This window comes from Roseobacter sp. TSBP12, assembly GCF_009129705.1.
GTDB classification, from domain to species: Bacteria; Pseudomonadota; Alphaproteobacteria; order Rhodobacterales; family Rhodobacteraceae; genus Celeribacter; species Celeribacter baekdonensis_A.
On the sequence record NZ_PYIB01000036.1, the window covers coordinates 1 to 20,086 of the forward strand.

A 20,086-nucleotide genomic window follows, 5' to 3' on the forward strand; every position below is an offset into this window, starting at 1 on the left:
TTTTCGCGGATGCCGTCGCCGTCGGAGTCAACCCAGCCAGCGGATTCCAAAAGTGCTTTCGCGCCTTCGATGTCTTGAGTCATGCAGGCGTCATTGGCGGTCGAGGCGTAGATTGCCGGAGCGGGAAGTACGTTACAGGTCACTTTACCCGCCGCGCCATAACCGATTTCGACCAACAATTCGCGGTCAATCGCCATGGACAGCGCCTGACGCACGGCTTTGTCGGACAGGATCGGGTGCGGATGCGCCGCGGTGGCGCGCTCCTCCCCAAGGGCCGGATCGGGGTCGGTGTAGTTGACCATGATACGTTCCACCAGCGTGCCGAAGGAGACTTCCAAATGACCTTTGCCTTTGGATTCCATATCGGCCAACACGTCGGGGGCAAGCTGAAGGTTCCATGCGTAGTCAAATTCGCCGGTTTCCAAAACCGCACGACCTGCGGCTGCGGCATCGCCACCGCCTTTGACGGTCGCGGTTGCAAAGGCCGGTTTCATCGGATCGCGGTAATTCGGGTTGGCGGACATCGACACAACGTCGTTGGTCTTGAACTCATCCACCACAAACGGGCCGGTTCCGATGGGGGCAAAGTTTTGATCGGTGCAAGAGGCCATCGCAGGGCCGGTACAATCGGCAAACTGCGCTTTTTGAATGATCGGGGCTTGTGCGCCGACGAAAGGTCCATAAGGGAAGGGTTTGGCGACAGCAAAATGGACCACAATGGTCAGATCGTCCGGCGTCTCGACGCTTTCAACGTCATTGTATTTCTCGGACTGCGCACAACCGCCACCTTCCGAGGTGCAATATTCCCAAGAGAATTTCACATCTGCGGAGGTCAGATCGGAGCCATCGGACCATTTCAGGCCCTCTTTGAGCTTCCATGTGATCGTTTTGAGGTCTGCGGAGACACCACCGTTTTCAACGGTCGGTACGCTTTCGGCCAAAAACGGCACCATCGCGCCGGTTTCGTCGTAACGCGCCAGCGGTTCGAGGACGAGTGACGCGACTTCAAGCTCCTTGGTGCCGCCTGACAGATAGGGGTTCATCGTGGAAGGGGCTTGCCAATAGATGATATTGACGTGGCCGTCCGCACCGCGTTCTGCGAAAGCGGCGGGAGCCATGGCGATACCCGCCACTGCGCCCATTAAGACTGTTTTGAAGTTCATAATTAACCTCTCCTTGTTGGATGCTCTTTTTGTCCTCGGTGGGCCGGCGCCTTAACTGGCGCTCTCTGTGTTTGTTGCGGAATAAAGATGGCAGGCGGTCACATGGCCGGGTGCGATCTCAAAAGTCGGTGGCTCGTCCGTTTTGCAAATCTCCATGACCTGCGGACAGCGCGTGCAAAAATTACAGCCCTTCGGCGGGTTGGCGGGGGAGGGCACATCGCCCTGCAAAATCACCCGCTCGATCTTATCCTCGATCCATGGATCGGGTTCGGGCACGGCGGACAACAGCGCTTGGGTGTAGGGGTGTTTGGGCGCTTCATACAGTTGCTCGCGGCTGGCCAACTCGACCACCCGGCCCAGATACATCACCGCCACCCGGTCCGCGATATGGCGCACCATCGACAGGTCATGCGAAATAAACAGGTAGGTCAAGCCATGTTCGGCCTGCAAATCCTCCAAAAGGTTTACCACCTGCGCTTGGATCGACACATCAAGTGCGGCAATCGGTTCGTCACAGACGATGAATTTCGGATTCAGGGCCAAGGCACGGGCGATGCCGATCCGTTGCCTTTGACCGCCGGAAAATTCATGCGGATAGCGGTTGGCGAAATCACGGTTCAACCCGACCTGATCCATCAGGTCCATCACCTTGGCGCGCTTCTCAATCTTGCTCATCTTGGTGTGCTCGTCCAAGGGCTCGCCAATGATGGCGGACACTGACATGCGCGGATTGAGCGAGGCTTGCGGGTCTTGGAACACCATTTGCATCGTCGGACGCATGGTGCGCAGCTCTGACTGCGGCGTATGACCGATCTCGATGCCGTCAATTTTCACCGAGCCTTCGGTGATGTCGTAGAGCCGCAAAATCGCCCGCCCGACGGTGGATTTGCCGCAACCGGATTCGCCCACAAGGCCAAGCGTTTCGCCCTCGTAAATGTCAAAGCTTATGCCATCGACCGCCTTCACCTCGCCAACGCGTTTTTTCAAAACACCGGCGTGGATCGGGAAATGCATCTTGAGATCGCGCACTTCGACCAGGATTTTAGACACTTTCGGATCATCCAACATCGCGCGGGCCTCCGGCATCAAAATCATAAAAACAGGCGGCATCGTGACCGGGGCCAACCTCAAATCGGGCCGGGTTTTCACGCAGGCAACGCTCAAAGGAAAAGGGGCAGCGCGCCGCGAAAGAACAGCTTGAGGGGGCGGCATGCAGGATCGGCGGCTGGCCTTCGATCACTTCCAACCGCTCGGCGCGTTCACCCCGTACCCGTGGCACGGTTTGCAACAATGCGCGGGTGTAGGGGTGGCGCGGCTGTTTGAACAGGTCGCGCACATCGGCATGTTCAACAATCTGCCCGCCATACATCACCAACACCCGGTCCGCGATGCCGGCAATCACGCCCAGATCATGGGTGATCCAAATCACCGCCATGCCCAATTTGGCGCGCAGCTCATGCATCAATTCCAAAATCTGCGCCTGAATGGTCACATCGAGCGCGGTTGTCGGTTCATCGGCGATCAACACTTCGGGATCACAGGCCAGCGCGATGGCGATCATCACCCGTTGGCGCATCCCGCCGGAAAACTGGTGCGGATAGTCTTTCAACCGCCGCTCGGCATCAGGAATGCCGACCAATTCCAAAAGCGCCTGCGCCCGCGCGCGCGCCTCCGGTTTGGTCATCCCCATGTGCTTTCTGAGTGGCTCCATGATCTGATAGCCGATGGTGAACACCGGGTTCAGCGAGGTCATCGGGTCCTGGAAGACAAAGCCGATGCGTGCGCCACGAATGCGCCGCAGCTCATCGTCGCGTGCTGTCAGCAAATCAAGGCCGCCAAATTCAACCGCCTCGCCCGACACAATCGCAGGCGGAGCGGGGATCAGCCCAATGAGCGACATCATCGTCACGGATTTGCCCGAACCAGACTCGCCAACAATGCCTAATAATTCACCGGGCTTGAGCGAGAAGGAAACGGAATTCACGGCATGAACGGCACCGGACCGTGTTTTAAAAACAGTCGTCAGGTCCCGGACATTGAGCACGGGTGCGGCCCCATCGGCCATGCGCAGACCCCCAAGTTGTTGGTGTTGTTGACTTTTGTTATGTTTGCTCCGGCTGTCCGGGGCTTGAATTGTTCAAACGGTATCACCTCGGACCGAGGCCGCAAGACCCAACGTGACGTTTTTTGTAACTTTTTTTACCACGCGATAAATTTTGTGGCACATTCCCTTGACCTTCGCACAAAGCACGATCACTTTCACCTTATTCAATCGCGAACAGGGGGGCTGTGCGAAATCGGCACTTGCCTCGGGCGCGTCATCGCCGTCCCTTAAACGCGACCTCAGGCCAGATGCCCCATCGGGCGGCCTTTTCACATGACCCTCGGAGCCCAAAATGCCGATCAAAAACCGCCTCGCAGAAATGCTTCCCGAAATCACCGCATGGCGACGGGACATCCACGAAAACCCTGAGCTGCAATTCGACCTGCCGCGCACGTCGAAAAAGGTCGCGGATTTGTTGCGTGAGTTCGGGTGTGACGAGGTGGTCGAAGGCATGGCCAAAACCGGGGTCGTGGGGGTGATCAAAGGCAAAACCGACACCAAAGGCCGCACCATTGGGTTGCGCGCCGATATGGATGCATTGCCGATCTTGGAGGAAACCGGGGCGGAGTATGCGTCGAAAAATCCAGGCGTCATGCACGCCTGCGGTCACGATGGCCACACCTCGATGCTTTTGGGCGCGGCCAAATATCTTTGTGAAACCCGGAATTTCGACGGCACCGCCGTGATGATTTTCCAGCCTGCCGAAGAGGGTGGCGGCGGTGGCCGGGTGATGTGCGAAGAGGGGTTGATGGACCGTTTCGGCATTGACGAAGTGTATGGCATGCACAATTGGCCGAACTTGGAGACCGGCACATTCGCGATCCGTCCGGGCCCGTTTTTTGCCGCGGCCGACGAGTTCGACCTCGTGGTGCGTGGCAAGGGGGGCCATGCCGCCAAGCCGCATGAAACCGTCGACAGCACCGTGACCGCCGCGCATCTTGTGCTGGCGCTGCAAACCATTGCCTCGCGCAATGTCGATCCGACCGAACAAATCGTGGTCTCCGTCTGCACCATCGAATCCTCCTCAAAAGCCCATAACGTGCTGCCCGCCAGTGTGCTGTTGAAAGGCACCGTGCGCACACTCGACGCAGGCATTCGTGATCAGGCCGAAGAGCGGATCAAAGCGATCTGTGCGGGCGTGGGCGCACTTACGGGGCTGAGATCGAGGTCAATTATCACCGCGGCTACCCGGTGATGGTCAACCACGACCAAGAAACCGAATACGCGATTGAAGCTGCCACCAAAGTGTCGGGCGGCTGTGGGGAATACCCGCTGGTCATGGGGGGCGAGGATTTTGCCTATATGCTTGAGGAACGTCCCGGAGCCTATATCATCGTCGGCAACGGCCCCGGTGCCCCGGTGCATCACCCGAAATATATGTTCAACGATGAGACCCTGCCTGCGGGCTGTTCTTGGTATGCCGAAATGGTGGAAAGCCGCCTGCCTGCGGCGTGATGTGAAACGGTGATCAGCTAAGGAAACAGGCGGTCCCGATCGGGGCCGTCAAACTCGGCTTTCGGGAGTGAACATGTCTTTTTTCGCCATTTTTCTGGCCGCCTTGGTGGCCTTGCTGCATGTTTATATTTTCTACCTGGAAATGTTTGCGTGGGAGCGCCCGCGCACCCGAAAATCCTTTGGCACCAGCGAAGAGTTTGCCAAATCGACCAAGGCTCTGGCCGCGAACCAAGGGCTCTATAACGGCTTTCTGGCAGCGGGGTTGATTTGGGGGCTGGCGGCCGCAAAGGCCGATGTGGTGGTGTTTTTCCTGCTTTGTGTGGCCGTGGCCGGGATTTATGGCGCGATCAGTTCGTCGCGCAAAATCCTGTTTATTCAAACCGTTCCGGCATTGGTCGCGCTTGTGGCTGTGGTTTGGGTCTGAGCTTTCAAAGCTCACCCACCCGTGTGCGACATGTGGCGCGAGACCTGACCATCCGCCTTTTGCCGCGAATAATCAAAGTCATGGCCTTTGGGTTTGCGCAGGATTGCGGCCTCGATGGCAGCAATCAAAGGGGCGTCATCTTCGGGCGAGGCGCGTAGAATGTCGCGCAGAGAGGCGTTGTCCTCTTGGCCCAGGCACATGTACAATTCGCCGGTGCAGGTCATCCGGACCCGGTTGCAGCTTTCGCAGAATTATGGGTCAAAGGCGTGATCAACCCGATCTTTTGCCCGGTTTCTTCAAGGCGAATATAGCGCGCCGGACCGCCCGTGCGTTCCGTCAGATCGGTGAGGGTGAACTGTGTTGCAAGCTGCGCGCGCAAATCGTCCAAGGCCCAATACTGGCCCACGCGGTCCTCATTGCCCAGATCGCCCATCGGCATGACCTCGATAAAGGTCAGGTCCATATCCTCGCGGGCGCACCAGTCGGTGAGGCTGAACAACTCGTCTTCGTTAAAGCCCTTGAGCGCCACGGTGTTGATCTTGACTCTGAGCCCTGCCTTGCGTGCGGCGTCGATGCCGGAAAGCACTTTATCGAGCTTGCCCCAGCGCGTCACACGTTCAAATTTCGCCGCATCCAATGTGTCGAGCGAGACGTTGATGCGCCGCACCCCCGCCGCATAAAGGTCAGTGGCAAAACGGTCGAGTTGTGAGCCATTGGTGGTGACGGTCAGTTCCTTCAATGCGCCGCTGTCCAAATGCCGCGACATCGCGTCGAAAAACGTCATGATCCCGCGCCGCACCAAAGGTTCGCCGCCGGTGATCCGAAGTTTTTCAACCCCCAAGCCGATGAAGGTCGAACACATCCGGTCCAACTCTTCGAGCGTGAGCAATTCTTTTTTCGGCAGAAACGTCATGTTTTCCGACATGCAATAGACACAGCGGAAATCGCACCGATCCGTCACCGACACCCGCAGATAGGTGATCGCGCGGGCAAATGGGTCGATGAGGCGTGGGGCGAGGGCGTTGGACATGTCAGACTATTTAGGGCGCGCGCCGAGTTCTGCCAAGGGCATTAGCTGTCGCTCACGCGGCTTTGAACCACACGCCGCACCATCTTCGCCCGTTTGACATCGTGTTTGCCAAGGCTTTTCAGCCATGTTTCGGCGGTGCGCGATACATCTTTGTCGGCATCTTGCAGCGCATAGGTCAGCCAAAACAGCACGTCATCAATGGCCAGTTTCTCGGCATCCGTCGGGTGGGCCAGTTTCGCCAAGGGCATGGACAACATCAAAGCGGCGCGGCGATCCAGGCCACGTTCGGATTGGACCAAGGCATGCACCTTTTCCATTTTCGACAGGTCCGCGGCGATGCGACGGCCGCCTGCGGCAGACAAGGCGTCAATGATTGGCCATGTTGTGGCTTGCTCCAACCAGTCGCAAATCTGCGTCCAAATCTCAGCATCGTCTTTGATCCGGGCCTGTGTCAAAAGCTTGGCCGCCATCAGTTGCGCATCAAACACGCCCGTGGCCCAAAGCACGCGCGCGAGGTCTAGCCGCTCGGGAAAGGCCACCGCCTGACGCCAATCGCGCGCCATCTCTTCGAGGGCGGCGGGGGCCACGCCAAGGTAATCCCCATCCCCAAATCGCGTGGCCAAATCGGCGGCGCGGGTGGGGTCCGCGGCGGCGTTCAGCGCGCTGATCGCGTCCTGTGGCGTCATTGATCTTCTCCCAAATTGAGGCGCAGAATGTCGGTGTCAAACCCGTCAATCGTTTGCGTGTTTTTGCGACGCCAATAGTCGTGAATATAGTCTTCGCCCCGCGTCTGGCCCCATTGGCTCAGCACCGGACGGTCTTTGTCAAATGTCATATAGGGCACGGCAAAACCACAGGAGCTTTGCACCAAATCGACCGTCATGTCATAGAACTGCCGCGTGTGTGGTTCCACCGTAAGCAGCGCGGCCATTTCGTCCCAATCGGGGTCGGTCATATGCACGGAGCGGGCGGTGCCATAGGCACGCAGGATCAGCGGCTTTTTGTCAAACGAACACCACATGAGCGTCATTCGGTTCGCGCGCGGCAGATGCCCCGCGGTCTCATTGCCAGACCCTGTGTAATTCATCCAAACGATCCGGTTTGGTCCCATAACGCGCAGGCTGTCCATGCCCTTGGGAGAGACATTAACCCGGCCCTCAGGCGCCGCTGTGCCGACGAAATACATGTGTTGCGCTTCGATAAAGGCGCGGTGCTCGTCACTGATGTTGGGAAACTGATCCGACATTTTGCGGTTACTCCACGGTCACAGATTTCGCCAAATTGCGCGGCTGATCCACATCCGTGCCCTTGGCCACCGCCGTGTGATAGGCGATCAATTGCGCCGGAATGGCATAGAGGATCGGGGCAAAAAGGTCCGGCACTTCGGGCATTTGCACCGTTTGCCAGACGCCCTCGCGTGCCACTTCAAGTCCCTTTTTGTCCGAGACCAACAACACTTTTCCACCGCGCGCCATGACCTCTTGCATGTTCGACACGGTCTTGTCGAACAAGGCGTCATGTGGGGCAAAAACGATCACCGGGGTGTGGCTGTCGATGAGCGCGATGGGGCCGTGTTTCAATTCGCCGGACGCATAACCTTCGGCGTGAATGTAGCTGATTTCTTTGAGTTTTAATGCGCCCTCCAGAGCCAGAGGGAACATCATCCCGCGCCCCAGGAACAACACGTCTTTTGCCTCGGACAGTTCGTTTGACACCGCGTTCAGCGTTTCATCAAGGTCAAGTGCACGGGTCAAAAGCCCCGGCAATGTGCGTAGTTCTGACAGGCGGGTGGCCAGCGTATCAGCGCTCATTTCACCACGTGCGCGGGCCGCCTCAAGCGCCAAAAGTGCGAGGACCGTCAACTGGCACGAAAACGCTTTGGTCGAGGCCACGCCGACCTCGACACCGGCCAGGATCGGCAGGGCAATGTCGCTTTCGCGCGCAATCGAACTTTCCGCCACGTTGACCACCGACAGGATGGTTTTGGCCTTGCCCTTCATATAGCGCAGAGCCGCCAAAGTGTCAGCGGTCTCACCTGATTGGCTGACGAAAATTGCCAAAGTGTTGGCGGAGACGGGCGGTTCGCGATAGCGGAACTCGGACGCCACGTCGATCTCGACGGGAATACGGGCCACCTGTTCGAACCAATATTTCGCTGTGTAACAGGCATAAAACGCCGTACCACAGGCGACCATGGTGATGCGATCAAAAGCGGAGAAATCAATGCCCGGATCGGGGAGGATGATCCCCGCACCGTCATTGGCCAGATAATAGGCCAGCGCCTCGGAAATTACCGTTGGTTGTTCGGCAATTTCCTTGGCCATGAAATGTTTGTGCCCGGCTTTTTCGATCCGCGCGGAATCCATGCGGATTTCGCGACGCTCGCGCTGGACCTGTGCGCCGGTTTCGTCGAAAATCTCGACGCTCACGCGACTGAGCACGGCGCGGTCGCCATCTGCGAGATAGGTGATCTGATGGGTCATGGGGGCAAGCGCGATGGCGTCTGAGCCAACGAACATCTCGCCGTCACCGTAACCGATGGCCAGCGGCGCGCCTTTGCGGGCCGCGATCAAAAGATCCTCCTCGCCGTCGAACATGAAACAGAGCGCAAAGGCGCCTTCAAGCCGGTCCACCGTCGCCATGGCGGCTTCCACCGGCGTTTTGCCCGCATCCATGAAGCTATGACACAAAAGCGCGACCGGCTCGGTGTCGGTGTCGGTGTTGTGGGGATAGCCCTTTTCGGCCAGCTCTGCGCGCAATTCGCGGAAATTCTCGATGATCCCGTTATGGACAACGCTGACAGGACCGGATTTATGCGGGTGGGCGTTGGTCACGGAGGGGGCGCCATGGGTGGCCCAGCGGGTTTGGCCCACGCCGGTTTTCCCCGCCAGAGGTTCATGCACCAACAAATCCGACAGGTTCGCCAACTTGCCAACGGCGCGGCGACGCTCGATCTTGCCTTCGTGAACCGTGGCAATCCCGGCGCTATCATAGCCGCGATATTCCAACCGTTTAAGCGCCTCGACAAGGATCGGGGCGGCTTCATGATTTCCCAAGATACCGACAATACCACACATTTTACTGCCCTTTTTGCTTTTTAGCTTTGAGAGACTTTAACTTTTCGAACATTCGCACCGCCAACATAGGTTTGTTCACTTGCTTGGCGCGTCCAATTGCCAAGGCGCCGTTTGGCACGTCAGAGGTGATCACAGATCCGCTCGCGGTCATCGCCTCATGGCCCACGGTGACCGGGGCGACCAGCATTGTGTTGGAGCCGATAAAGGCATCGCGTCCCACCGTGGTGCGGTGTTTGAAGACGCCGTCATAGTTACAGGTGATCGTGCCCGCGCCGATATTGGTGCCATCGCCGATGTCGGCGTCGCCGATATAGCTGAGGTGATTGACCTTGGTGCCTTCGCCGATCTGAGCGTTTTTGACCTCGACGAAATTGCCGATATGGGCGTTGTTCGCCAGTTCCGCGCCGGGGCGCAGCCGTGCAAAGGGACCGACGGTCGATCCCATCGACACATGACAGCCCTCAAGGTGGCTGAAGGCCCGAATGCGCGCGGTGCTTTCGACCGTCACGCCGGGGCCAAAGATCACATTCGGTTCAATCACTGCGTCCCGGCCCAGATAGGTGTCGAGCGAGAAAAATACCGTCTCAGGCGCCATCAACGTGACGCCATTCTCCAGCGCCTCGGCGCGTTTGGCGGCTTGGAAAATGCCATCGGCGCGGGCCAGTTCCGCGCGGGTGTTGACGCCTAAGGTTTCGGTTTCGGCGCAAGAGACCGCCGTCGCTGTCCATCCCGATTTCCAAGCGATTTCAATAATGTCGGGCAGGTAATATTCCCCCGCCGCATTGTCATTTCCGACTTGGTCCAACAGGTCAAACAATACGTTAGCGTCTGCGGCGACCAGCCCGGAGTTACACAGGGTGATCGCGCGTTCGGCTTCCGTGGCGTCTTTATATTCTACAATGCGGGTCAGTTTGTCACCGACCATCACCAAGCGTCCGTAGCGACCCGGATCAGCGGCCTCAAAGCCCAGCACCACCACGTCATGGGTCCGGCGGGCTTCGGCCATGCGCAAGATCGTATCTTCAGACACAAAAGGCGTGTCGCCATAGAGGATGAAGACGTCGCCCTCGAACCCATCCAAAGCCTCCTTTGCCTGCAACACCGCATGGGCAGTGCCCAGTTGTTCGTCTTGGCGGGCGATGAGGATGTCCTCGTCAATCTTATGCGCTTCGCGCGCCACAAGATCGCCGCCGTGCCCAACCACGACCACCGTGCGGGCAGGGTCCAATGCGGCACCGGAGGCCAGCGCATGGGCAAACATCGGCGCGTTGCCGATGGGGTGCAACACCTTGGGGAGGTCGGAGTTCATCCGCGTGCCTTGGCCTGCGGCCAAAAGAATGAGGGCTGTGGCCATGTGATTTGGGTCCCGATCTGCTCTTTTCTTTATCTGTCTGTCGTTTTACCCATGGGAGAGAGGGCCGCAAGGCCAGTTGCGGTGAAACCGCTTCACTTATTTTGACGTCACATTACAGCGATGCGCGACAGTTTGCCAAAGCTGGGTGACCGGGTCGGAGTTGCGACAGCGAAGAAGAGGCATAGGGAGAGACCATGCGCACGGTGATTTTCGATCTCGATGGCACGTTGGCGGACACTTCCGCCGATCTGATCGCCTCCGCCAATGCCTGTTTTCGTGGGCTTGGCTATGGTGATGTGTTGGACCCGGTCGCGGACGCGTCCACCGCCTTTCATGGCGGGCGGGCGATGTTGACGCTTGGGTTTTCAAAGGTGCAGCCGGGGTTTTCCGAGGCCGACGTGATGGCGCAATATCCGCTTTTGCTGGCAGCATATGGCGAGGCGATTGATATCCACACACAGCTTTATCCCGGCGCGGTTGCCGCGATTGAGGGTTTGAAATCAAAGGGCTATGCGGTGGGCATCTGCACCAATAAGCCCGAGGATCTGGCCGATCGGTTGCTCACCCGTTTGGGCGTGCGCGATTTGTTTGCCTCGATGATTGGCGCGAAAACAGTGGGGGTCTCGAAACCTGATCCCAAACCCTATCTGGCCGCTGTGTCAGAGGCGGGCGGGGTCTTGGCGCAGAGCTTTTTGGTGGGGGACACCGACACGGACCGCAAAACGGCGCGGGCGGCGGGCGTACCTTGTGCGTTGGTGACCTTTGGCCCGGATGGCGAGGGCGTGCGTGATTTGTCTCCCGAGGCGCTGTTGCATCATTATGATGATCTGGCCCGCGTGACACAGGAGTTGATCGGATGACATCTGAGGTCTTCACCGGAAATTTCACGCAACAAGAGCCAATCCCGGAGGCGGCGATTGAGGCCGCCGTAGCAGTGATGCGTTCGGGACGGCTGCATCGTTACAACACTTTGCCGGGGGAAAAAGGCGAGGTTGCGCTTTTGGAGGAGGAGTTTGCCGCCGTCACCGGGGCGAAATATTGCCTCGCCGTGGCCTCGGGCGGCTATGCGTTGGGCTGTGCTCTGCGCGCGCTTGAGGTGCAGCCGGGGGAGCCGGTTTTGACCAATGCCTTTACCTTGGCCCCCGTGCCGGGCGCGATTGCGTCGGTCGGTGCGCGCCCGGTGTTTGTTGGGGTGACCGAGGGGCTGGTGATTGATCTCGATGATCTTCAGGTGAAAATCTCCGAGAGCGGGGCCAAGGTTTTGATGCTGTCGCATATGCGTGGGCATATCGCGGATATGGATGCGCTGATGTATATCTGTAACGGCGCGGGTGTGGCGGTGATCGAAGATTGCGCGCATACGATGGGTGCGGCTTGGGATGGTGTGCCCTCGGGGCGGCACGGGATCATCGGCTGCTATTCGACCCAGACCTATAAACACATCAATTCGGGGGAGGGCGGGTTGCTCGTCACCGATGAGGATGAAATCGCGGCGCGCGCCATCATGTTGTCCGGTTCGTACATGTTATACCCCAAACACACCGCCGGACCGGCCCCGGAAGTGTTCGAAAAGATCAAATATGACACGCCAAATGTGTCGGGTCGGATGGATCATTTGCGGGCGGCGATCCTGCGGGTGCAGTTGCAAAACCTGACCTCTCAGGTGGACAATTGGAACGCGCGTTACCGGATGGTTGAGGAGGGGCTGGCAGATGTGCCGGGGCTGACGCGCATTGTGCGTCCGCAACAAGAACGCTTTGTTGGCTCGTCGATTCAGTTCCTTTTACTCGATTGGCCGGACGAAAAAATCGAAGCGGTGGTGGCGGGCTGCGGCAAGCGCGGTGTGGATTTGAAATGGTTTGGCGCGGCGGAGCCGGTGGCCTTTACCTCGCGCTATGATTCTTGGCGCTACGCTGATCCTCAGCCTTTGCCCGACAGTGACCGGGTGTTGCGGGCGATTGTCGATATGCGCCTGCCCTTGACCTTTTCGCTTGAGGACTGTGCGACACTGGCGCGGATCATTCGCGATGAGGTGGCGGCGGTCGCAGAGTGCGCTTAGGCGGTCACATCATATATCGGCGGGGTACCCTATATCTTCTGGAGGGGACGTGTCCCTATATCCGAGTGAAACGATAGGGTAAAGCGCTTCGAATCGCGTCAAAGCTGAATTTCACGGCACAATCCGCTCCAAGTCGCATTTCGATCAAAAAAACTTGTCAGCGGCCTCGAAACAAAGGGCTTTCTCCACCTCGGTTCGGTTGACCCCTCTGCCACAGAGGGCTAAACCACGACAAGCTAGCATTGCCGCGCGCCTAAGGTCGCTTCTCTTTCAGAGACCCGCACGCGCGCCTATCAAGGAGCCGCACGTGGACGTTTTGCTTCGGGACTACCTCCCCATCGTCATCTTCCTTGGCCTCGCCATTGCGCTGGGTCTTGTGTTTATTTTCGCCGCCCTCATCATTGCCGTACGCAACCCGGATCCGGAAAAAGTGTCGGCCTATGAATGTGGCTTTAACGCCTTTGACGACGCGCGGATGAAGTTCGACGTCAGGTTCTACCTTGTGTCGATCCTGTTCATCATTTTTGACCTCGAAATCGCCTTTCTCTTTCCTTGGGCCGTCGCCTTTAAGGACCTGAGCATGACCGGATTTTGGTCGATGATGGTGTTCTTGGGCGTTCTGACCGTAGGTTTTGCCTACGAATGGAAGAAAGGGGCGCTGGAATGGGCGTGATGACCTCTGCAAATACTGCGGGCGTGGACAAAGAGAATTCCACTCAAGTGCTGAACAAAGAGCTTCAGGACAAAGGCTTTCTGTTGACCTCGACCGAGGATCTCATCAACTGGGCGCGCACCGGCTCGTTGCACTGGATGACCTTTGGTTTGGCCTGCTGCGCCGTCGAGATGATGCACACCTCGATGCCGCGCTATGATCTTGAGCGCTACGGCACAGCGCCACGCGCCTCTCCGCGTCAGTCCGATTTGATGATCGTTGCGGGCACCCTGACCAATAAAATGGCCCCGGCTCTGCGCAAGGTATATGACCAGATGCCAGAACCGCGCTATGTGATCTCGATGGGGTCCTGCGCCAATGGCGGTGGTTATTATCACTACAGCTATTCGGTTGTGCGCGGCTGTGACCGCATTGTGCCCGTCGACATTTATGTTCCGGGTTGCCCGCCGACTGCTGAGGCGTTGATGTATGGCATTCTTCAGTTGCAACGCAAAATGCGCCGCACTGGCACGATTGCGCGCTAAGGAGATTGACGATGAGCGAAGCCCTTCAAGAACTCGGCGCCCATATTGAATTCAAACGCCCGGAGGATGTGATTTCGACCGAGATCACCTTTGGCGAATTGACGATCACGGTGACACCGGCGGGGATTGTGGATTTCGTGGAGTTTTTGCAACTCGACGGCACCTGCAAATTCTCCTCGCTGGTGGACATCACCGCGGTGGATCACCCAAGCCGCGAGGCGCGGTTTGACGTGGTCTATCACTTTCTGTCGATGTATCAAAACCACCGCATTCGGATCAAAACCGCCGTGCGCGAAGATGAGACGATCCCTTCGATCATCTCGGTTCACCCCTCCGCCGGTTGGTTTGAGCGCGAAGTGTTCGACATGTTTGGGATCATTTTCTCCGGCCACCCGGATCTGCGGCGCATCCTAACCGACTACGGTTTCCGTGGTTACCCGTTGCGCAAGGATTTCCCAACCACCGGCTACACCGAAGTGCGCTATGACGATGAACTCAAGCGCGTGGTTTATGAGCCGGTGTCCCTGGTTCAGGAATACCGCCAGTTTGACAACCTTTCTCCGTGGGAAGGGGCCAAATACATCCTCCCCGGTGACGAGAAGGGAGCGTAAGCCCCGTGAGTGACGATCCGGCCATCTTGATCTGTGTAGGTGCGACCAAAGCGGGCACAAGCTCGCTTTACCGCTATTTGCGCAATCACCCGGACGTCTATGCGCGGTCCATCAAAGAGATTCACTATTTCGACACGGTGGACTTCGATACTTATCAGTATCAGTTGAAGACCTTATCGCGACGGCGGGCCGATCTTGAACGGCAACTGGCCGCGGCCGAAGCTGATCTGGATGTGTGGAAAAGCCTGAATATTCAACGCCAGATTGCCGATGTAGCTGCCGTGGTAAGCATGTTGGAGCGTGGTGAAGACGGTGAGGAAGATTATCTCGTTTACCTTCTGGAGGGACTCGACGAGCGCAAAGTTGCTTGTGACATCACGCCTGCCTATGCGCTTTTGTCCGAGGCGCGGCTGCGACGGATGGCGCATATGGCGCCCGATGTGCGCTTTGTCTTTTTGATGCGCGACCCGGTGGGGCGGTTGTGGTCGCATGTGCGCATGCAGGCGATACACCAGCTACAGCCCGGTGAACAGATTCCAGACAAGGCGCAGCGGATCATGGACCGCGTCGTGAAACAAGGGCTGGAAACCCAAATTACGTCACGTGGGGATTATGTGGAGATCGCGGAAAAGCTCAAACGCGCGGTCCCCGAAGGCAAGCTCCTGGTGGGCTTTACCGAAGACCTTTTGACGGGCGAGGGGCTTAAGACGCTCTGCGCCTTTTTGGGGATCGCGGAGAACCCCGTGAAAAAAGAACTCCGTGCCCATGAGGGCGTGAAATTGAAACTGAGTGACAAACAGCGGTGTGAAGCGGCGGAATTTCTGGCCCCGCAATATGCCTATGTAGAAAAGACCTTTGGCCCGTTACCCGCGCGGTGGCAGGCGAATATGGCGAGGATCTGAATGATGGACGGCGACATCCGGCAAAATACCTATGATGATGGTTCGCGGGACGCCCAACCGGGCGAACAAAAGATCCGCAATTTCAACATCAACTTTGGCCCCCAACACCCGGCTGCGCACGGCGTGTTGCGGATGGTGCTTGAGCTTGACGGTGAGATTGTGGAACGCGCCGACCCGCATATTGGGTTGTTGCACCGCGGCACCGAAAAGCTGATGGAAAGCCGCACCTATTTGCAAAACCTGCCCTATCTCGACCGCCTCGATTATGTGGCGCCGATGAATCAGGAACATGCATGGTGCTTGGCGATCGAGAAACTCGCAGGTGTCGAAATCCCGCGACGCGCTTCGCTCATCCGCGTGCTCTATTCCGAGATTGGCCGCGTGCTCAACCACCTGTTGAACACCACCACCGGCGCGATGGACGTCGGCGCGCTGACTCCGCCGCTTTGGGGCTTTGAAGAGCGCGAAAAGCTGATGATCTTTTACGAGCGCGCCTGTGGTGCGCGTCTGCACTCCGCCTATTTCCGGCCCGGTGGTGTGCACCAGGACCTGCCGCCGGAGCTTTTGGCGGATATCGACGCCTGGGCCGATCACTTCCCCAAAATTTTGGACGACATCCATTACTTGCTGACCGAAAACCGGATTTTCAAACAGCGGACCGTGGATATTGGTGTGATCTCCGAACAAGAGGCGCTGGATTGGGGCTTTTCGGGTGTGATGGTGCGCGGCTCCGGCATGGCATGGGATTTGCGCCGGGCGCAGCCTTATGAGTGCTACGACGAATTCGATTTCCAAATTCCGGTCGGCACCAATGGCGATTGCTATGATCGGTATCTGTGCCGGATGCAGGAAATGTACGAGTCGACCAAGATCATCAAACAGGCGGTGGCCCTGCTGCAATTGCCGGAAAACCAAGGCGATGTCTTGGCGCGTGGCAAGCTGACCCCGCCGAAGCGGGCGGATATGAAAACCTCGATGGAGGCGCTCATCCACCACTTCAAACTTTACACCGAGGGCTTCAAATTGCCCGAGGGCGAAGTGTATGCAGCCGTCGAAGCGCCCAAAGGCGAATTCGGTGTCTATATGGTCTCGGACGGCACCAACAAACCCTACCGCGCCAAATTGCGCGCGCCCGGCTATCTACATTTGCAGGCGATGGATCATATGGCGAAAGGTCACCAATTGGCTGACGTGTCCGCCCTCATCGCCACCATGGACATCGTGTTTGGGGAGGTCGACCGCTAATGCTGCGCCGTCTTTATCATGAACAACCGGCCTCTTTCGCATTCACCCCGGCAAACCTTGCCTGGGCCGAGGGCCAAATCGCGAAATATCCTGAAGGGCGTCAGGCCTCTGCGGTCATCCCGCTGTTGTGGCGGGCGCAGGAACAGACTGGTTGGTTGACCAAACCGGCGCTGGAAACGGTCGCGGATATGTTGGGCATGCCCTACATCCGCGTGCTCGAAGTGGCGACCTTCTATTTCATGTTCCAACTCGCGCCTGTCGGTTCGGTGGCGCATATTCAGGTTTGTGGCACCACCACCTGTATGATTTGTGGCTCTGGCGACATCATCTCTGTGTGCAAAGAGAAAATCTCCCCGACGCCGCATACGGTCTCTGCAGATGGCAAGTTTTCGTGGGAAGAGGTCGAATGTCTGGGCGCTTGCGCCAACGCGCCAATGGCCCAGATCGGCAAAGACTATTATGAAGACCTGACGGCGGAGAATTTCTCCAAACTCTTGGACGACATGGCCGCCGGCAATGTGCCGCTTCCCGGCTCGCAAACCGGCCGCTTCTCGTCCGAGCCTGCGGGTGAACTGGTGACTTTGGCCGAGTACAAAGGCACGGGCGCACAGTACAACGGCTCTGTGCAGCGCGCGGTGGACATTGGCGACACGATCAAACGCATTGATGGCACCGAAGTGCCGCTGTTGACGCCATGGATTTCCAAAGGCGGATCAAAACCGACCCCGCCGAAACCCGCAGCCCCGGCGAAATCCGCCGTGCAACAGGCGGCAGAGGCGAAAAAGGCGGCCCCCAAAGCGACGCCCAAAGCTGTGGCACCTAAAGTAGACGCCGCTGTGGCAGACGCGCCCGCCCAAAAGAAACCCCGCACGATGAAAGCCCCGCGCAAAGCCGGGGCCGATGATCTCAAGATGCTCAAAGGTGTGGGCCCGAAATTGGAAGAAACGTTGAATGCCATGGGATTCTGGCATTTCGACCAAATTGCCAAATGGACCGCTGAGGAAATTGAATGGGTCGATGAGAACCTGAAATTCAAAGGCCGCATTGCACGTGATGGTTGGGTCGATCAAGCCAAGATTTTGGCGGCAGGCGGCAGCACCGAGTTTTCCAAACGCGCCAAATACGACTGACCTAAGAGGCCAAAAGGCCCGTATGGTATTGAACCAACAGGGATTAAAGGAGCGATGCGATGACTGAGACGACTTCGGGGAAAACCCTTAAGATTGGGCTGATTTCAGCCATCATAGGCGTTTTGGCCTTTATGGCGCTGTTGTGGATTGCAGGCTATTCCACGGCGGCTTCTTTGATCGTTGGCGTTCTTGTGGCGCTTTTGGTGGCGATCCTGTTGTGGATCGGCTGGTATGAGGACTCGGAGACCGAGGACAAGGAGACCGAGGACAAGGAGACAATGCGTTCCGTGGACAACGGTCACCCTGAGGCGGATGTGACCACGGCTGGCTTGATGGCGGCGACCTCCGTGGGCGATGAGCCGATGTCTGCGGCACCGGAGATTGCGGTGGAGCATCATGCGGCGGACACGCGCGAAGTGCGCTCGGCTGCGGCTGCGGCCTCTGAGCGGGCGCGTCCCATTGAGGATGAGCCTGCTGAGGTGGTTGAAGAGGTGGTTGAGCCGGTTGCCGAAACCGTGGCTGAAGTCCCGGCCGCTGCGGCCGTTTCTGGCGCGGATGATCTCAAAGAGATCAAAGGCGTGGGGCCGAAGATCGAGGTCCAACTCCATGAACGTGGCATCGTGACCTTCGCCCAGGTTGCGGCCCTGAGCGCCACCGAGATCGAAGATCTGGGGGCAGCACTCAAAGGCACCTCGGCGGCACAGCTGAGCAAATGGGCCGAACAGGCCAAAATCCTTGCCGCAGGCGGCGAGACAGAGTTTTCGAAACGCGTCCAAAAGGGCGACGTCTACTAAGGAAGAAAAATGGCCCCCGATAAAGACCAAGCATTGGCGAAGAAGGCACGGATGGTCTCCGTGGTGATCGCCGTGACAATGCTGGTGTGGCTCGGGGCGCAATGGTTGGGCGGGAAATTCGCGATGCAAACGCGTTTCGTGTTTCTCCTCGATCTGGCAGCGCTCGCGGCATTTGTCTGGGCGTTTGTGGTGATTTATCAGATCTGGCGCGACCGGCGTCAGCAGGACTGAAGGGACGAGAGCTATGCTCAAGGATCAGGATCGGATCTTTACCAACCTCTACGGTATGAATGACCGTAGCCTTGCGGGCGCGCAAAAGCGTGGCCACTGGGATGGCACGGCTGGCATCATGGCCAATGGCCGGGATTGGATCATCGACCAGATGAAGGCCTCCGGCCTGCGGGGTCGTGGCGGTGCGGGTTTCCCGACGGGCCTCAAATGGTCGTTTATGCCGAAAGAGTCTGACGGACGCCCGGCCTATCTGGTGATCAACGCCGATGAATCCGAACCCGCGACCTGTAAGGACCGCGAAATCATGCGTCACGACCCGCACACGCTGGTCGAGGGCGCGCTGATCGCCGGGTTCGCCATGGGTGCCTGTGCCGCTTACATCTACATTCGCGGTGAATATATCCGCGAAAAAGAGGCGCTTCAGGCGGCAATTGACGAGGCGTATGATGCCGGTCTGATCGGGCGCAACGCGTGCAAATCCGGCTATGATTTCGACGTCTATCTGCACCATGGGGCAGGGGCCTATATCTGTGGTGAAGAAACCGCGTTGCTCGAAAGCCTGGAGGGCAAAAAGGGCATGCCGCGGATGAAACCGCCTTTCCCGGCGGGCGCGGGTCTTTATGGTTGCCCGACCACGGTGAACAACGTGGAATCCATCGCTGTTGTCCCGACTATTCTGCGGCGTGGCGCGGAGTGGTTCTCGTCCTTTGGGCGTCCGAACAACGTCGGCACCAAATTGTTTGCCCTCACTGGCCACGTCAACACGCCCTGCGTGTTTGAGGAATCCATGTCCATGCCGGTGCGTGAATTGATCGAACGTCACGGCGGCGGTATTCGCGGCGGGTGGGACAATCTCAAAGCCATCATTCCGGGCGGGGCGTCTTGCCCGATCTTGCCGAAAGACGCTTTGGAAGATGCGATCATGGATTTCGACTGGATGCGGGAAAACAAATCCTCCTTCGGCACCGGCTGTATGATCATCATGGACAACTCGGTCGATGTGATCAAAGCCGTCTGGCGTCTGGCGTCGTTCTTTAAACACGAAAGCTGTGGCCAGTGTACACCGTGCCGCGAAGGCACCGGCTGGATGATGCGCGTCATGGATCGTTTGGTCACGGGCGACGCGGAGATCGAAGAGATCGACATGTTGCTCGATGTCACGAAACAGGTCGAAGGCCACACCATTTGTGCGCTTGGCGACGCCGCCGCCTGGCCGATCCAAGGTCTCATCCGCCACTACCGCGAAGAGATCGAAGACCGTATCAAAGCCAAGAAAACCGGGCGCATGGGCGCCATGGCGGCAGAGTGAT

The 20,086-nt window shown here is 58.1% G+C and carries 19 protein-coding genes and 2 pseudogenes; 13 read left to right on the forward strand and 8 right to left on the reverse strand.

Translation table 11 applies throughout. From position 1 onward, the window contains the following. The 3 genes from C8029_RS10645 to C8029_RS10655 form a co-directional block, all read right to left on the reverse strand. A partial coding sequence (locus C8029_RS10645; protein WP_152002881.1) for a peptide ABC transporter substrate-binding protein occupies nucleotides 1-1,163 on the reverse strand: 1,163 nt, incomplete at its 3' end. Between the two features lie 51 nt (nucleotides 1,164-1,214). Next, on the reverse strand, nucleotides 1,215-2,231 hold the full coding sequence (locus C8029_RS10650) for an ABC transporter ATP-binding protein (protein WP_040401933.1): 1,017 nt from the start codon (nucleotides 2,229-2,231) through the stop codon (nucleotides 1,215-1,217). Continuing rightward, a complete protein-coding gene (locus tag C8029_RS10655; RefSeq protein WP_009570881.1) occupies nucleotides 2,221-3,228 on the reverse strand; it encodes an ABC transporter ATP-binding protein in 1,008 nt (335 codons plus the stop codon). Before C8029_RS10655 ends, C8029_RS10650 begins: the two co-directional genes overlap by 11 nt. Before the next feature lie 331 nt (nucleotides 3,229-3,559). Between C8029_RS10655 and C8029_RS10660 the strand changes: the two are divergent. Both C8029_RS10660 and C8029_RS10665 read left to right on the forward strand, forming a co-directional pair. After that, nucleotides 3,560-4,722: pseudogene (locus tag C8029_RS10660) on the forward strand (M20 aminoacylase family protein). A 73-nt stretch (nucleotides 4,723-4,795) separates the two neighbouring features. Beyond that, nucleotides 4,796-5,146: a DUF1304 domain-containing protein gene (locus C8029_RS10665; RefSeq protein WP_009570879.1), complete on the forward strand. Its 351-nt coding sequence runs from the start codon at nucleotides 4,796-4,798 to the stop codon at nucleotides 5,144-5,146. Nucleotides 5,147-5,157: 11 nt separating this feature from the next. On the opposite strand, the pseudogene moaA reads toward C8029_RS10665, so the two are convergent. The 5 genes and pseudogenes from moaA to glmU all read right to left on the reverse strand — a co-directional run bounded on the left by moaA (nucleotide 5,158) and on the right by glmU (nucleotide 10,607). Further along, nucleotides 5,158-6,176: pseudogene (moaA, locus tag C8029_RS10670) on the reverse strand (GTP 3',8-cyclase MoaA). Between the two features lie 41 nt (nucleotides 6,177-6,217). Continuing rightward, nucleotides 6,218-6,862 (reverse strand): DNA alkylation repair protein, encoded by a 645-nt coding sequence (locus C8029_RS10675; protein WP_152002882.1) that lies wholly within the window; start codon nucleotides 6,860-6,862, stop codon nucleotides 6,218-6,220. Beyond that, the gene (locus C8029_RS10680; protein ID WP_152002883.1) at nucleotides 6,859-7,422 is read right to left on the reverse strand and encodes a pyridoxamine 5'-phosphate oxidase family protein; all 564 of its coding nucleotides are present in this window, start codon (nucleotides 7,420-7,422) and stop codon (nucleotides 6,859-6,861) included. Before C8029_RS10680 ends, C8029_RS10675 begins: the two co-directional genes overlap by 4 nt. 7 nt (nucleotides 7,423-7,429) lie before the next feature. Beyond that, nucleotides 7,430-9,253, reverse strand: coding sequence for a glutamine--fructose-6-phosphate transaminase (isomerizing) (gene glmS, locus C8029_RS10685; RefSeq protein WP_152002884.1), 1,824 nt, complete (start codon nucleotides 9,251-9,253; stop codon nucleotides 7,430-7,432). Between the two features lies 1 nt (nucleotide 9,254). Further along, entirely contained in the window at nucleotides 9,255-10,607 is a 1,353-nt protein-coding gene (gene glmU / locus C8029_RS10690) for a bifunctional UDP-N-acetylglucosamine diphosphorylase/glucosamine-1-phosphate N-acetyltransferase GlmU (RefSeq protein WP_152002885.1), read from the reverse strand. A gap of 194 nt (nucleotides 10,608-10,801) precedes the next feature. On the opposite strand from glmU, the gene C8029_RS10695 reads away from it, so the two are divergent. The 11 genes from C8029_RS10695 to nuoF all read left to right on the forward strand — a co-directional run bounded on the left by C8029_RS10695 (nucleotide 10,802) and on the right by nuoF (nucleotide 20,085). Continuing rightward, entirely contained in the window at nucleotides 10,802-11,467 is a 666-nt protein-coding gene (locus C8029_RS10695) for an HAD-IA family hydrolase (RefSeq protein ID WP_152002886.1), read from the forward strand. Further along, entirely contained in the window at nucleotides 11,464-12,666 is a 1,203-nt protein-coding gene (locus tag C8029_RS10700; protein WP_152002887.1) for a DegT/DnrJ/EryC1/StrS family aminotransferase, read from the forward strand. The genes C8029_RS10695 and C8029_RS10700 overlap by 4 nt, the downstream gene beginning before the upstream one ends. A 307-nt stretch (nucleotides 12,667-12,973) precedes the next feature. Further along, on the forward strand, nucleotides 12,974-13,339 hold the full coding sequence (locus tag C8029_RS10705) for an NADH-quinone oxidoreductase subunit A (protein ID WP_009570871.1): 366 nt from the start codon (nucleotides 12,974-12,976) through the stop codon (nucleotides 13,337-13,339). Next, a complete protein-coding gene (locus C8029_RS10710) occupies nucleotides 13,330-13,863 on the forward strand; it encodes a NuoB/complex I 20 kDa subunit family protein (protein WP_009570870.1) in 534 nt (177 codons plus the stop codon). Before C8029_RS10705 ends, C8029_RS10710 begins: the two co-directional genes overlap by 10 nt. A gap of 11 nt (nucleotides 13,864-13,874) precedes the next feature. Further along, complete coding sequence (locus C8029_RS10715) at nucleotides 13,875-14,474, forward strand: NADH-quinone oxidoreductase subunit C (RefSeq protein ID WP_009570869.1); 600 nt, start codon at nucleotides 13,875-13,877, stop codon at nucleotides 14,472-14,474. A gap of 5 nt (nucleotides 14,475-14,479) precedes the next feature. Further along, nucleotides 14,480-15,376 (forward strand): sulfotransferase, encoded by an 897-nt coding sequence (locus C8029_RS10720; RefSeq protein WP_152002888.1) that lies wholly within the window; start codon nucleotides 14,480-14,482, stop codon nucleotides 15,374-15,376. Next, on the forward strand, nucleotides 15,377-16,621 hold the full coding sequence (locus tag C8029_RS10725; protein WP_009570867.1) for an NADH-quinone oxidoreductase subunit D: 1,245 nt from the start codon (nucleotides 15,377-15,379) through the stop codon (nucleotides 16,619-16,621). Then, nucleotides 16,621-17,751, forward strand: coding sequence for an NADH-quinone oxidoreductase subunit E (locus C8029_RS10730; RefSeq protein WP_009570866.1), 1,131 nt, complete (start codon nucleotides 16,621-16,623; stop codon nucleotides 17,749-17,751). The genes C8029_RS10725 and C8029_RS10730 overlap by 1 nt, the downstream gene beginning before the upstream one ends. A gap of 59 nt (nucleotides 17,752-17,810) precedes the next feature. Beyond that, nucleotides 17,811-18,545, forward strand: a complete 735-nt coding sequence (locus C8029_RS10735; protein WP_009570865.1) for a helix-hairpin-helix domain-containing protein — start codon at nucleotides 17,811-17,813, stop codon at nucleotides 18,543-18,545. A gap of 9 nt (nucleotides 18,546-18,554) precedes the next feature. Further along, a complete protein-coding gene (locus C8029_RS10740) occupies nucleotides 18,555-18,776 on the forward strand; it encodes a DUF5337 domain-containing protein (RefSeq protein ID WP_009570864.1) in 222 nt (73 codons plus the stop codon). 13 nt (nucleotides 18,777-18,789) lie between these two features. Beyond that, nucleotides 18,790-20,085: an NADH-quinone oxidoreductase subunit NuoF gene (gene nuoF, locus C8029_RS10745; RefSeq protein WP_009570863.1), complete on the forward strand. Its 1,296-nt coding sequence runs from the start codon at nucleotides 18,790-18,792 to the stop codon at nucleotides 20,083-20,085. Nucleotide 20,086: the final 1 nt, after the last annotated feature.

What these genes read in the sequence shown, in the direction of transcription:
- C8029_RS10650 (WP_040401933.1), bottom strand. Translation starts at nt 2,231, where the DNA reads ATGTTGGATGATCCGAAAGTGTCTAAAATCCTGGTCGAAGTGCGCGAT.
- C8029_RS10655 (WP_009570881.1), bottom strand. Translation starts at nt 3,228, where the DNA reads ATGGCCGATGGGGCCGCACCCGTGCTCAATGTCCGGGACCTGACGACT.
- C8029_RS10665 (WP_009570879.1), top strand. Translation starts at nt 4,796, where the DNA reads ATGTCTTTTTTCGCCATTTTTCTGGCCGCCTTGGTGGCCTTGCTGCAT.
- C8029_RS10675 (WP_152002882.1), bottom strand. Translation starts at nt 6,862, where the DNA reads ATGACGCCACAGGACGCGATCAGCGCGCTGAACGCCGCCGCGGACCCC.
- C8029_RS10680 (WP_152002883.1), bottom strand. Translation starts at nt 7,422, where the DNA reads ATGTCGGATCAGTTTCCCAACATCAGTGACGAGCACCGCGCCTTTATC.
- glmS (WP_152002884.1), bottom strand. Translation starts at nt 9,253, where the DNA reads ATGTGTGGTATTGTCGGTATCTTGGGAAATCATGAAGCCGCCCCGATC.
- glmU (WP_152002885.1), bottom strand. Translation starts at nt 10,607, where the DNA reads ATGGCCACAGCCCTCATTCTTTTGGCCGCAGGCCAAGGCACGCGGATG.
- C8029_RS10695 (WP_152002886.1), top strand. Translation starts at nt 10,802, where the DNA reads ATGCGCACGGTGATTTTCGATCTCGATGGCACGTTGGCGGACACTTCC.
- C8029_RS10700 (WP_152002887.1), top strand. Translation starts at nt 11,464, where the DNA reads ATGACATCTGAGGTCTTCACCGGAAATTTCACGCAACAAGAGCCAATC.
- C8029_RS10710 (WP_009570870.1), top strand. Translation starts at nt 13,330, where the DNA reads ATGGGCGTGATGACCTCTGCAAATACTGCGGGCGTGGACAAAGAGAAT.
- C8029_RS10715 (WP_009570869.1), top strand. Translation starts at nt 13,875, where the DNA reads ATGAGCGAAGCCCTTCAAGAACTCGGCGCCCATATTGAATTCAAACGC.
- C8029_RS10725 (WP_009570867.1), top strand. Translation starts at nt 15,377, where the DNA reads ATGATGGACGGCGACATCCGGCAAAATACCTATGATGATGGTTCGCGG.
- C8029_RS10730 (WP_009570866.1), top strand. Translation starts at nt 16,621, where the DNA reads ATGCTGCGCCGTCTTTATCATGAACAACCGGCCTCTTTCGCATTCACC.
- C8029_RS10735 (WP_009570865.1), top strand. Translation starts at nt 17,811, where the DNA reads ATGACTGAGACGACTTCGGGGAAAACCCTTAAGATTGGGCTGATTTCA.
- C8029_RS10740 (WP_009570864.1), top strand. Translation starts at nt 18,555, where the DNA reads ATGGCCCCCGATAAAGACCAAGCATTGGCGAAGAAGGCACGGATGGTC.
- nuoF (WP_009570863.1), top strand. Translation starts at nt 18,790, where the DNA reads ATGCTCAAGGATCAGGATCGGATCTTTACCAACCTCTACGGTATGAAT.